General features: G+C 43.7%; 15 protein-coding genes. 6 read left to right on the top strand and 9 right to left on the bottom strand.

The annotated features are described in order from the left end of the window. Positions 1–30: 30 nt before the first annotated feature. Positions 31–930, bottom strand: coding sequence for an NUDIX domain-containing protein (locus ACTL4S_RS10345; RefSeq protein ID WP_441299303.1), 900 nt, complete (start codon positions 928–930; stop codon positions 31–33). Between the two features lie 138 nt (positions 931–1068). Between ACTL4S_RS10345 and hemP the strand changes: the two genes are divergently transcribed. Next, positions 1069–1239: a hemin uptake protein HemP gene (gene hemP, locus ACTL4S_RS10340; protein WP_004645578.1), complete on the top strand. Its 171-nt coding sequence runs from the start codon at positions 1069–1071 to the stop codon at positions 1237–1239. An 87-nt stretch (positions 1240–1326) separates the two neighbouring features. Here hemP and ACTL4S_RS10335 read toward each other — a convergent pair whose 3' ends face one another. The 4 genes from ACTL4S_RS10335 to tfpB form a co-directional block, all read right to left on the bottom strand. Continuing rightward, positions 1327–2649, bottom strand: a complete 1323-nt coding sequence (locus tag ACTL4S_RS10335) for a sensor histidine kinase (protein ID WP_441299302.1) — start codon at positions 2647–2649, stop codon at positions 1327–1329. A gap of 4 nt (positions 2650–2653) precedes the next feature. Further along, positions 2654–3319 (bottom strand): response regulator transcription factor, encoded by a 666-nt coding sequence (locus ACTL4S_RS10330; RefSeq protein ID WP_441299301.1) that lies wholly within the window; start codon positions 3317–3319, stop codon positions 2654–2656. 135 nt (positions 3320–3454) lie between these two features. Further along, positions 3455–3820, bottom strand: a complete 366-nt coding sequence (locus tag ACTL4S_RS10325) for a NirD/YgiW/YdeI family stress tolerance protein (RefSeq protein WP_004645581.1) — start codon at positions 3818–3820, stop codon at positions 3455–3457. Between the two features lie 93 nt (positions 3821–3913). After that, the gene (gene tfpB, locus ACTL4S_RS10320) at positions 3914–5671 is read right to left on the bottom strand and encodes a type IV pilus assembly ATPase TfpB (RefSeq protein ID WP_253102391.1); all 1758 of its coding nucleotides are present in this window, start codon (positions 5669–5671) and stop codon (positions 3914–3916) included. 209 nt (positions 5672–5880) lie between these two features. On the opposite strand from tfpB, the gene ACTL4S_RS10315 reads away from it, so the two are divergent. Further along, the gene (locus tag ACTL4S_RS10315) at positions 5881–7131 is read left to right on the top strand and encodes an MgtC/SapB family protein (RefSeq protein WP_441299300.1); all 1251 of its coding nucleotides are present in this window, start codon (positions 5881–5883) and stop codon (positions 7129–7131) included. A 1-nt stretch (position 7132) separates the two neighbouring features. Here the strand turns inward: ACTL4S_RS10315 and tsaA are convergent, their stop codons facing one another. Then, a complete protein-coding gene (gene tsaA, locus ACTL4S_RS10310) occupies positions 7133–7852 on the bottom strand; it encodes a tRNA (N6-threonylcarbamoyladenosine(37)-N6)-methyltransferase TrmO (protein ID WP_441299330.1) in 720 nt (239 codons plus the stop codon). Positions 7853–7957: 105 nt separating this feature from the next. Here tsaA and ACTL4S_RS10305 point away from each other — a divergent pair, with 105 nt between their 5' ends. Then, positions 7958–8737 carry a ferredoxin--NADP reductase gene (locus ACTL4S_RS10305; RefSeq protein ID WP_004279005.1) on the top strand — a complete coding sequence of 260 codons (780 nt, stop codon included), beginning with the start codon at positions 7958–7960 and terminating at the stop codon, positions 8735–8737. A gap of 64 nt (positions 8738–8801) precedes the next feature. Here the strand turns inward: ACTL4S_RS10305 and ACTL4S_RS10300 are convergent, their stop codons facing one another. The 3 genes from ACTL4S_RS10300 to ACTL4S_RS10290 all read right to left on the bottom strand — a co-directional run bounded on the left by ACTL4S_RS10300 (position 8802) and on the right by ACTL4S_RS10290 (position 10047). Next, on the bottom strand, positions 8802–8984 hold the full coding sequence (locus ACTL4S_RS10300) for a YgdI/YgdR family lipoprotein (protein ID WP_004279008.1): 183 nt from the start codon (positions 8982–8984) through the stop codon (positions 8802–8804). A gap of 18 nt (positions 8985–9002) precedes the next feature. Then, on the bottom strand, positions 9003–9254 hold the full coding sequence (locus ACTL4S_RS10295) for a hypothetical protein (protein ID WP_004279009.1): 252 nt from the start codon (positions 9252–9254) through the stop codon (positions 9003–9005). 169 nt (positions 9255–9423) lie between these two features. Then, complete coding sequence (locus ACTL4S_RS10290; protein ID WP_253138062.1) at positions 9424–10047, bottom strand: cation efflux transmembrane domain-containing protein; 624 nt, start codon at positions 10045–10047, stop codon at positions 9424–9426. Between the two features lie 86 nt (positions 10048–10133). On the opposite strand from ACTL4S_RS10290, the gene ACTL4S_RS10285 reads away from it, so the two are divergent. The 3 genes from ACTL4S_RS10285 to ACTL4S_RS10275 all read left to right on the top strand — a co-directional run bounded on the left by ACTL4S_RS10285 (position 10134) and on the right by ACTL4S_RS10275 (position 12344). Then, positions 10134–10544, top strand: coding sequence for a Cd(II)/Pb(II)-responsive transcriptional regulator (locus ACTL4S_RS10285; RefSeq protein ID WP_441299299.1), 411 nt, complete (start codon positions 10134–10136; stop codon positions 10542–10544). A gap of 133 nt (positions 10545–10677) precedes the next feature. After that, positions 10678–12087 carry a prephenate-dependent tRNA uridine(34) hydroxylase TrhP gene (gene trhP, locus ACTL4S_RS10280; RefSeq protein WP_441299298.1) on the top strand — a complete coding sequence of 470 codons (1410 nt, stop codon included), beginning with the start codon at positions 10678–10680 and terminating at the stop codon, positions 12085–12087. 2 nt (positions 12088–12089) lie between these two features. Next, positions 12090–12344, top strand: coding sequence for a YfhL family 4Fe-4S dicluster ferredoxin (locus ACTL4S_RS10275; protein ID WP_180038760.1), 255 nt, complete (start codon positions 12090–12092; stop codon positions 12342–12344). Positions 12345–12594 lie beyond the last annotated feature (250 nt).

Here is a 12594-nt window from a genome sequence, read left to right as displayed (position 1 = left end):
AATAGAAAGTTTATTTTATAAATAAAGTGTTTAAATATAGCGAATGCCGGCAATGCCATAAGCGTGCTGGCTTTTTGCATACTCAAGCTCATCAGCCTTCATTCCACCCAAAGCAAAAACCGGAATCTGTACCTGCTCTGCCATTTGCTTGAATTGCTCCCAGCCTAGCGCAGGCGTGTCCGGATGCGTTGCGGTCGCCAGTACCGGACTCAGCAAGGCTGCTTCACAACCGATCTGTTCTGCATGCATTAAAGCACTCAGGTCATGACAGGCTGCCAGATAACGATAACCAGATTTCAATTCACCTTGTTTCAAGTCCATCAATTGAATCTGTTTTAGATGAATCGTACGAATCGTCTGCTGCTGCAATTCATTCAGTTGTGACCAAAGCTGCTGATTAATGATTAACTTGGAGAGTTGATCTACCGGATATTGCTGTAATTGCATGATCCGTTCAGGCGTTGCTTCCACGCGCCAATACAACATTTGATCTGTATCCAGACTTGATAAGATATCCAGATCTTCAGCAATCTTGATGCGCTGCGGCCATTGCAGCTTTTGAATCATGGACTGATTGGCTTTCGGGAAATTCAGCTGACCAAGTTCTTCCCGGCTATACCAACGCCAAGGCTGTTTGATTTCAGCCAGTTGCGCAGGCTGTACTGAAGCATGGAAAATATGCAAATTGACGATGAGATCTTCATATTCATGGGAGATAAAATCAGAAGCATGCCAGCGTTCGATATCAACGCCCACCTCTTCAATCACTTCGCGGCAACAAGCTTCGACTGGTAATTCGCCCTGTTCAACTTTTCCGCCTGGAAATTCATATTTATTGCCCTGATGCTGCTTGGCCTCACGCCAGCCGACTAGAACCTGATTTTGATAAAATAAAAGCGCAATTGCGACATGAATCGTAGCTTTAGTCATGATGTCCAGAACCGTTAAATTTTTACAGATTGTAAGCAAATTAGAGTTTTTTATAAATTGTTCAATATTTCGTTGACAGATCTATTCGATAATGATTATCATTTAAATCAATCCAAAACACACCACGGAGTCGACGGAATGAACGCCCCATTTAGCCTATTTACCCGTAACAATGATACTCATCATGCCTTGCCAATGCTGCACTCCAACAATCTGTTTGCACTGGGTCGTGAAATCCGGATCATGCATGCCGGCGAAGAATACCGCTTGCGTCTGACCCGCAATAACCGTCTTATTCTGACCAAATAATTAAATCAGTTCTAATAATAACAAACGTGGGAAGCAGCAGTATGAATCAGCGCATACTGCTTTTTAATCTTCTGATCATGAGATTTGCTATTCAAGCTTAAAACTTAATAACACTTTAAGTCCGCCCAGATCCGACGGCGCATAGTCAATTTTAGCTGCATGCAGTGCCATAATTTTCTGGCAAATGGACAGGCCTAAACCCGAACCCTGAGTTCGCGTACCCAAAGCCCGATAAAAACGTTCACCTAAACGTTCCAGCACATCATCAGTAATCCCCTCTCCTGAGTTTTCAATCAATAGTTGTATCTGATGCTGCTCAACAACCGTTCGGATCTCGACCTGTCCCTGCGGCGGCGTATAACGAATAGCATTGTCGACCAGATTGCGAATACAACTAAAAATCAGCTCTGGATTCGCTTCGATCACAGCATCCTCAAGGTTTAGATTCCAATGAATGTCTTTTTCTTCTGCAAAAGGCTGCAATGCCTGCAAAGCCTCCTGAACCAGATTTTTAAGATTAATCGTTTGCGTTGGTAATTGCTCTGTGCGCTCCGGATCGAGTCGTGCCAGCAAGAGTAAATTTTCCAGCACCTGCGTACCGCGGTTGACATCATTTTGAATCAGCTGCAATGCTTGAGGGAGCTGTGCATCACCTTGATATTTGCGTTTTAAAACCTGTAGACGCATTTGAATTGCAGACAGTGGAGAACGCAGCTCATGTGAAGCATCTGCAGTAAAACGCTGTTCGGCAGCCAGTGACTTTTCCAGCCGGCCGAGCATGGCATTCAACTGACGAATAATCGGTTGCAGTTCAGTGATTTCAGGGTCAGGTGTTTTAATAGGACTCAGATCCTGAGCAGTCTTGGAACCAATGGCACGTGAAATCTTGTTTAATGGCCGTAACTGGCGTTTGACCGAGACCCTTAGAATCAGCCATTGCACTAGCCATAAAGTGAATAAGATCCCGGCAAAGCCCAAAGTAGTTTGCCAGAGTTCATCGAAACGTACTGAAAGTGGCTGTACGATTTTGACCTGAAGGTCGTCATCTTCCGCAGTCAGTATCCGGATAAAACGACCATTCTCATAAGCAAACTGGAAGCCGTTGTTCCGTGCTTTTGGAATGGTATTAATTAATTCATCATCAATCGAAGTTGTCAGTACCTGCTGATCCAGCAACAAGGCATACTGGATATCAAACTGTTCACTGAGCTCATCCACCTGGGTGCCTTTGGCCTGGGTGACATCGCCAAGCAGCAACTCAGAAATCTGCTGCATTAATTCATCATGCAGCTGACTGGCCTGATAACTGGAAATTCCCAATAACAGCAGCCAGGCCAATATTCCGGCCAAGATGGAACTGAACAGCGCATGTTTAATTAGCCGGGTTTGCAGGGAAATAGCAGCCGACATGGGGTTAAGCCTCAGCCTTATGCATGCGATAGCCCAGACCGCGAATAGTCTTGATCATCTGGCTGCCGATTTTTTTACGCAGCTGATAGATAAATACTTCAATGGCATTACTTTCAATTTCATCACCCCAAGCGTACAGCGATTCTTCCAGCTGTTCACGGGTGACAATATGTTCAGGCTGCTGCATCAGCTTGTATAGAATTTGAAATTCCTTCGCAGTCAGATTCACAGCTTGACCTTCTTTAGTTAGGGTCTTGGCTTGAGTGTCCAGACTGAGATCCTGCCAGAGCAAGATATGATTCGGTGTTTGCTGTTTCTGTCTGAATTGGGCACGAACTCGGGCCGAAAGTTCTTCCAGACTAAAAGGTTTGACCAGATAATCATTCGCGCCTAAATCCAGACCTTCAACCCGGTCATCAATACTGTCTTTGGCCGTAATAAAAATCACCGGCGTATCTTGATGTTGGCTGCGCAAAATTTTCAGAATGTCATCTCCAGTGGCATTCGGCAGGCCGCGATCCAGCAGAATGCAGTCATATTGATGCTGCTCAATCGCCAAGATCGCATGATCACCGCGCTCTACCCGATCAATCACATAACCGTCCATTTCCAGCCAAGTCTGGATACTGTCTGCCTGAGACTGATCATCTTCCGCCAAAAGAATACGCATATTCTGCTCCGTTTGCTTCCTTGTTCTATCTTGCCTTGAAAAAGTTCCAGACTCAAAAAAACCACATGCTTTTTGGTAACTTGCATGTGGTTTTTTGTCGCTGTGTTCAAATTGATTTCAGCAAATCAGGCGATATTAGAAACGAACCTGATCAACCTCAATTTCAACACGTTTTGCCGGTTTATAATCAATGTCGATTTCACCTGTGATGATTACCGGTGTTTTGGCTGAAATCGGTTTGCCTTGCCAAAGTTCATCATCAATCTCAACAGTAATAGTTCCTGTGCTGTCTCGGAACTGGTATTTTTCATCACCGACCGCTTTCACGACATAACCTTTAAGCTGAACCTTACTGTCATCTTTCATGGCCAGTGCCTGTTTGACTGTGGTCGATTTAGCAAAAGCAGCCTGATTCACAGCAGTGTCGCTACTTGCTATCGTAGCCGTCGCGATAGAACCCATCAATGCAGCTGCCAAAACCGTATTTATCATCATTTTCATCGCAATTACCTCTTTAAAGTCTTGCCTTGTTTCGATGATGCTATTAAAACAGCCGAAGATGAATTGAATCTTAAGATTGCTTCATTTTCAAAATTAATTTAAGGGCACAACTCTCAGGACTTCTTCAAGCGTGGTCACACCTTCCAGAATCTTGCGTGCCCCGGCAATTCTGAGCGGCTCTACCCCTTCTTTTTTAGCCTGCTGACGCAGCTGGTTCAGGTTGGCATCGGCACCAATCAGCTGTTTGGTGGTCAGACTCAATGGCATAAACTCATAAATCCCGATACGGCCTTTATAGCCGGTATGCCGGCATTCTTCGCAGCCCACCGCCTTAAAGACAAATTCCGGTCGCGGCAAAGGATAATCCGTAGCTAGATGCTGCCATTCCTGTTCATTCAGGAAGCTTTCCTGTTTGCAGTGCGGACACAGCTTACGTACCAGACGTTGAGCCAGAACACCCAAGATGGTTGCTGCTGTCAAAAATGGCTGTACGCCCAGATCATGCAGACGGGTCAGACTCGACGGCGCATCGTTGGTATGTAAAGTTGAGAGAACCAGGTGACCGGTCAATGCGGCCTGAATCGCCATATTGGCAGTGTCCTGATCACGAATTTCCCCGACCATGATAATGTCCGGGTCCTGACGCATCAATGCACGCACGCCGTCAGCAAAACCAAGATCGATACCATTATTGACCTGCATCTGGTTAAAGCTGGGTTCCAGCATCTCGATCGGGTCTTCAATGGTACAGACGTTGACCTGTTCAGTCGCCAGCTGTTTCAAGGTTGAATAAAGCGTAGTAGTTTTACCGGAACCAGTCGGACCGGTCACCAGAATAATGCCGTGACTGTGACTGGTCAGATTGTTCCAGTCGTTGAGCAGATGACCTTCAAAACCGAGTTGCTGGAAGCTTCTCACCAGCACTTCCGGATCGAAAATACGCATCACCAGTTTTTCACCAAAGGCGGTCGGCAAGGTCGACAGACGCAGTTCAGTTTCCTGTCCTTTAGGTGTCCGGGTTTTCAGGCGGCCATCCTGTGGCTTACGTTTTTCCGCCACATTCATCCGGCCCAGAATCTTGATTCGGGAAATGACGGCGGTCAATGTATTGGCCGGCATGTTGTAAATCGTATGCAGCACCCCATCAATCCGGAAACGGATCTTGCCGGTGTCTTTACGTGGTTCCATATGAATATCACTGGCACCTTGTTCAAAAGCAAATTGCAGCACCCAGTCCACCAGTTTGACAATATGCTGGTCATTGGCATCCGGATTCTGGGAATCGCCCAGTTGCAGCAAGGCTTCGACGCCCTTATTTTCCCGGTCATAGGCAGACGATTTTTGTGAACCACTAACTGCACGACTGACTTGATAGTATTCAGTAATATAACGTTGTAATTGTTCTGGATTCAGTAATACCCGTTGTATTTTTTTTGGTGCAATATTCTGCTCGAGATTCGACATCCATTCAGTTTTATAAGGCTGATCTGTAGCAATCAGAACTTTGTCTGCCTGAATTTCTACCGCCAGAATACGGTTGCGCAGTGAATATTCCTGCGACATGACATGGGTCAATGCCTGTACATCAGCTTTGAGCGGATCAATGATATAGAACATCAATCCGGTTTTTTCTGCCAGCCACTGACATAAACGGTTCAGAGTCAGTGTTGTTTGAGGATGGGACTGATCGACCAGATTAAAATTAGCAATCCACTGTAAAGGGTGCCATTTTAGTTGTTCACGTTGCCGATGAGTGGTTTGTACCAGCATCCGGTCGCGTTCACTGATTTTACCGTCTTTAAAGAGTTGGTCTAGACACCATGCTGTATCAATTTCAAAGTCAAATTTCATTATTATCAGTCCCCAAACTTGCCTCCACTATAACAAGTTTTTGCAGTTTTTCGCATGCTCCCCACCTGTTGAATGTACGTTTCTATTTCAATCTCAAAAAGAAAGTAAATAATGGATTTGATTACTACCGCAACATTTTTGATCTATGCAAACTCTATCTCGTCGCATATATTTTTAAATAATCAACTCTTAGCTTGCTGAGGTCACAGATGGATTTGACTGCGGTTCCCCTGCATGCGCATTCTTTTCATGAACTGCTCACGATACTCACCTCGGCATTAGGCTGCGGCCTATTGATTGGTCTGGAGCGGGAACGGCATAAGCAACGCGAACAGCAACCGAGTTTTGCCGGCTTACGTTCCTTTGCAATCTGTGCTTTATTGGGTGCACTGTGTTTCCTGTTTGGAATCGTGATTGCTGTAATAGGTGCTTTGATCGTGGGTGGCATGGTCATTTTATCTATCAAAAATCAACCAGATGATCCGGGCATTACCACAGAGCTTGCATTTGTGATGACCTATTTTATTGGCGCCATGTGTTTATGGAATATTCCTCTGGCAGCCGGTCTTTCTGTGCTCTTAACCGGTATTTTGATGGCCAAACATACCATGCACAATATTGCCGGAAAATGGATTAAAGAAGCCGAATTCAGGGATGGACTATTATTACTGGCCTTGATTTTGATTGGCTTGCCGCTGACCCCTGATCGCCCTTTTTGGGGAGAAGTGCTTAACCCTTATATTATCTTAAAATTACTGACCTTAATTTTAGTGGTACAAGCTCTGGCGCATATTGCGAAACGCTTTTTTTCGACTAAAAATGTCCTGATGCTGTCCTCCATTGCTTCCGGTTTTGTTTCCAGTACGGCGACCATCGCTCAGTTAGGTTTACAGGTCCGTAAAGGTGAAATGGATGCACGATCGAATGCCGGTGCCGCGCTGATGTCCTGTATCTCGACTATTGTGTTGCTATTGATTGTGGTCGGGGGCGTATCCTGGAGCTGGCTTAAAATCCTGCTCTTGCCCTCTTTAGTTGCCGTAATCCTTCTGGCAGCTTGTGCATTTTTATTATTGCGCAAGGCAAAACCTGCTCCGAGCATGGAATCGTCAGACAGCCAGATGTTCAGCTTAAAAGAAGCTGTGATTATTGCAGTGACTTTAACGCTGATTCAGGCTGGAGTTTACGGACTGGAGGTCTGGCTCGGGGATGCCGGCTTACTGGCCGGGACCTTACTCGCCTCTCTGTTTGAGATTCATGCCGCGATGGCCAGTGTCGTCGTTCAAGGTGATCCCTCCAATCTACGTTTGATTTATGCCCTGCTTTTAGGTCTGGGTGCTCATGCCCTGGCCAAGTCAGCCAATGCCGCTTTGACCGGTGGCTGGAAGTTTGTCCTTTATTTTGCGCCTGTGCAGATTTTGCATATGGCAGCGTTGATCGGCTTGTTGTGGTGGAACCTATAATCTAGGAAGGAATATGCTGAATAGCAACAATTAGCACTTGCTGAGCATGAATTTTGAAATGGATATCAACATTTGCAAACTTCATCCCATATACCCGTTCTTCATCTTCCTGATATGCAGGTCTTGGATCTAGAGATAAGACAGCTTCCAGCTCCTGAATAGTCTGCACAGAGATTTTTCCATTTCCTAGTAATTGTTGCTTTTGCTGCTCCGCTTCATCGCTCCAAATGACGGTTTTACGTGATGGTTCATCCTGCGCATAACCGCTTTGTGCTTCAATGATAGCATCCGAATATTGAATATAAGGTTTGATATCCATAACTGGCGTGCCATCGAGCAAGTCACTCCCTGTCACATACACTCGAACATGCTTGCCCACCTTTCTCACTTCTTTGAGTTTGACCACAGATAAACCAATCGGTGATGGACGATACATGCTGCGTGTAGCAAACACGCCTATTTTCTTGTTACCACCCAAACGTGGCGGACGCACTTGTGGACGAAACTGGCTGGTATTCTGGTTTTTATTATCATGAAATTGCCAGACCAGCCACAGATGACTAAATTCTTCAATTCCCTCAAATGCGAGCAGATCATTATAAGGCCCGACCATTTCAATATAGCTTTCGACCTGAACCAGATTTGGCTGACGAGGAATACCAAATTTTTCTTTATAGGGAGAACGCATATAACCAATAATCGGCAGCTTCAGTTCAGTCATCATCACTTTTTTTGATAAGCTCAATTAAATATATTCAGTTTATCGAGAATGAATTTAGATTAGAATAGCAAGCTGTTCTAATTTGATAATTTATTGAGACCTTTAATGGCTGCTTTTAACGTCGAAAAGATTACTCACGTCCACCACTGGAATGATACTTTATTCTCTTTTAAAACGACTCGTGACACTGCTTTGCGTTTTAAAAACGGTCAGTTTGTAATGATCGGCCTTGAAGTCAATGGCAAGCCGTTAATGCGCGCATATTCAATTGCAAGCGCCAACTACGAAGAAGAGTTAGAATTTTTCTCAATTAAAGTGCCTGATGGTCCACTGACTTCGATTTTACAGAAAGTAAAAGTCGGCGATGACATTTTGGTTTCTAAAAAGCCAACAGGTACATTGGTACTTGATGACTTGAATCCAGGTAAAAATCTTTACCTGCTTTCTTCTGGTACGGGTCTTGCACCGTTCCTGTCGACTATTCGCGATCCTGAAACTTACGAGCGTTTTGAAAAAATCATCGTAGTTCACGGTACCCGTTTCATTTCAGAACTGGCTTATCAAGATTTGATCCTGAATGAAGTGCCAAATCATGAATTCTTCTCTGAACTCGGCGCGAAAGAAAAATTGGTATATTACCCAACCGTCACCCGTGAAGAATATCCAAACCAAGGTCGTGTAACCACCGCGATTGAAACCGGTGAACTGTTTGAAAAAATCGGTCTGCCACGTTTCAACCCGGAAACTGACCGTGCCATGTTATGCGGTAGCCCTGCATTCCTAGATGACGTTGCTGCGCTTCTTGATCAACACGGTCTGAAAGAATCTCCGAAAATGGGCGTTTTAGGCGATTACGTGATTGAACGTGCATTCGTTGAAAAATAAGATTTTCTAAACTAAAAAACCGGACTTAAAAGTCCGGTTTTTTATTGGAACCATCACTAAATAATTAACGATCGCGACCTTCCTGGTTTGCAGAACCTGAACAGCCTGCGCCACCTGCAATGATGAAACCCGTTTGCGCTTTACATGAACCAATCATACGGCCATGAGAGTCAAATGTAGTTACTGACGATGCACAGCCCGTCAATACAACAGTCGCTACAAGTGCAATAAGTGCTGATAATTTCATGATATTCCCCTTTATTATTTACGGTTTTAAATTAATCTGATTTTGGCTTGGTGGCGTTGGTAATAGGCCTGTATTCGCATCTGGCGTATTGTAATTCACACCTAAGGCATCGCCTGAACCACTACAATGTGCACTTGCGGTCGAAAGTAGGCCACGCGTCGCCATACATGAACCGATGATTTTTCCTGTTGCATCATAAGTCACGACTTTGGAACTACAAGCGGCTAGCCCCGATATTGCCAATATTGAAAAAATTTTAATTAAATTCACATTAACCCTCTTAGAATATAAAAATAAATTATTAAAATTTATGTATATTTTCTGAATTTCGCCAGAGATTCTAATTTAATTTGTTTATTTGTAAAGCTTTATTTTTCAAATATTATAAAAATTGAAATAAATAAAAAGCTGCCCTGCAGGACAGCTTTAAATATAAAAATTAGCTGGATTTATGTTTAAGTGATCTTTCTTCCAGAGACTGCTTAATCACTTGATAACCTGATGTGATGCCGAGTGTAGCGATAATTACAGCCACAATAATATCCGGCCAAAGACTGCCTGTACCAAATACGCCTACGGCTGCCAAAATGACCGCAAAGTTGCCAATTGCATCATTGCGACTACAGAGCCAGACCGACCGCATATTGGAATCACCTTCACGAAAAGCATAAAGAATTGCTGCTGTAAATACATTCGCTACTAAGGCCAGCACACCAATCAGGCCCATTGTCAGTGCTTCAGGTGGAATACCTTGCAGATAGGCATAAATCACTTTGCTAATAACCACCAGACCAAACAACGCCATGGTCACTCCCTTCACCAAAGCGACTGTTGCCCGCCAATACAGACTCGCACCTAGTACAGCCAAAGAAATCCCGTAATTGACGGCATCACCAAAGAAATCTAGCGCGTCTGCCCACAAGGCTGATGAATGTGCATATGCACCACCGATCAGCTCCACTACAAATAAAGTGAAGTTCACCAGCAAGGCAATCCATAGCGCTGTTCTAAATTTGCTGTTGGGCTTGATGGGTGCCGGTTCAGGACTACAACTACAAGCCATATCATTTCCCCGATGATTTTTTATCTAAAATACGATAAATTGATTAGAAACTATGGACTAACTCCAAGGTCAAGCAGGAGGGTGATATGTCAGTTTATTTGATTTCAGAAATGGCCAAAAAAACTGGTCTAAGCACCGATACCCTACGTTTTTATGAGAAAAAAGGCTTTATCCAGCCGAATTTTCGAGCAAGTAATCAGTATCGTTATTATGGTGAAGACGCATTAAAAAGACTGCTTTTTATCAAGCGTTGCCGTGCCTTAGACATGTCATTAAAAGAGATTGAAACCCTGATTCAACTTGAACAAAATCCGGATCAGGAATGCTGTGCCGTAAACCAATTGATTGATCAGCATCTTTTAGATATTTCAAATAAAATTAAAGAATTACAAATATTTGAACGGCAACTGATCACACTGAGAGAAAGTTGCAACACCCCAACCACTATTGATCATTGCCAGATTTTAAAAACGCTTGAAAACTCTGAAAATGACTGAATATTGAAGACATTTTATGGAGGATTCCCTACTTAAAAAAGAACCTTGTTTTACATCCAAATCGCGTATTTCCGAGTGATTTACTAGGTTGAATCCAAATTCCAGATGATTAGAATAAAGCCGTACTTTTTATATGTCTTTCGATTTGATCATGAGCATTACCACCGTTACCGAACTTCTCTCACCAGCTGGCTCACTCAAAAATATGCGCTATGCTTTTGCTTATGGTGCAGATGCAGTTTATGCCGGCCAGCCGCGCTATAGTCTGCGTGTTCGTAATAATGAATTTGACCATGACAATTTAGCGATTGGCATCAAAGAAGCACACGAACTAGGCAAAAAATTCTATGTGGTGGTCAATATCCAACCTCATAACTCCAAGCTGAAAAATTTTATTCGTGACTTGGAACCTGTTGTCGCGATGCAGCCGGATGCGCTGATCATGTCCGATCCAGGTCTGATCATGCTGGTGCGTGAACATTTTCCAAAGATGGATATTCACCTGTCGGTTCAGGCCAATGCCGTGAACTGGGCAACCGTGAAATTCTGGAAAAACATGGGGCTGACCCGTGTCATTCTGTCACGTGAACTGTCGATTGAAGAAATTGCAGAAATCAAACAGCAAGTGCCCGATATGGAGATTGAGGTTTTTGTTCATGGCGCATTGTGTATGGCCTACTCTGGCCGTTGCATGCTGTCTGGCTATATGAACAAACGTGATGCCAATCAGGGTGCCTGCACCAATGCCTGCCGCTGGGAATATAAAGTTCTGGATGCCAAGGAAGATGAAACCGGTGATGTCATTCCAGTAAAAAATCTGGATTCAGGCTGCTGCTCTAAAGATGCTGATGAACAGCACATGCAGATGCAGCACCAATTCAACGAGCCAGTGCTGTTACAGCGCAACGAAGAAGACATGTTTGCCGCAGAAGAAGATGAACATGGCACTTATTTCATGAATTCCAAAGATCTGCGTGCTGTTCAGCATGTAGAGCGCTTAACTAAAGTAGGTGTTCATTCACTGAAAATCGAAGGCCGTACCAAGTCTTATTTCTATTGTGCCCGTACTGCTCAAATTTACCGTAAAGCAATTGATGATGCGTTGGCTGGTAAACCTTTTGACCCGTCACTGATGACACAATTAGAAGGCTTAGCGAATCGTGGTTATACCGAAGGTTTTCTGCGCCGCCATGTGCATAGTGAATATCAGAATTATGAACATGGTTCCTCAAGTTTTGATCATCAAATTTTCTGCGGTGAAGTGCTGGAACGTAATGGCGATTACATCAAGATTGATGTGAAAAATCGCTTTGTGGTGGGTGACTCACTCGAACTGATGACGACTAAAGGCAATATCATCTTTACTTTAACCGAAATGAAAGACAAAAAAGGTAATCTGATCGAAGACGCCAAAGGTTCAGGTCATATTGTCGAGATTCCGGTTCCGGCAGATGTCGATATGCGATATGCCCTGCTCATCCGTAATCTGCCAAGTTCGACTGCGGATATTTCGGCATCTTCACTGGCTTATCAGGCGAGTTAAATATGGCACTGCTGATTACCGACAAATGCATCAATTGCGATATGTGTTTACCGGAATGCCCGAATGACGCGATTTATGAAGGTGCAAAAGTTTATGAAATTGATGTAAACCGGTGTACGGAATGCGTCGGTTTTTATGAGCATCAGACCTGTGTGGATGTCTGTCCGATTGAATGCATTATTCCACATCCGGAGTATCGGGAAACACAAGAACAATTACTGGAAAAATTTAAGGGTTTGAACTTATTTAAATCTTAAAAATGAAGCGATGGAATAAACATTGCTTTATATAAAAACAACCTTGGGGAAAGTATAAAAATAAGGGTTGAAAACAAAAAGTGAGAGGCAAAGAACAGCTAAAAGTGTGTGGGGACACTTTTGGCTGATCCAATAATAAATATAAAAAAGGAACTCGGGTGTTAGCGTCCTAAGTTCCTATAAAGCGATAATAATGTATTTATAAGATATAGCACCTCGGTTTTGGGGAACCTTGGTGCTATTTTTTTAT

It is taken from the genome of Acinetobacter lwoffii (assembly GCF_052078135.1).
GTDB classification, from domain to species: Bacteria; Pseudomonadota; Gammaproteobacteria; order Pseudomonadales; family Moraxellaceae; genus Acinetobacter; species Acinetobacter lwoffii_Z.
The sequence above is the reverse complement of the archived record's forward strand: the minus strand, read 5'-3'. Positions and strand labels throughout refer to the sequence as shown.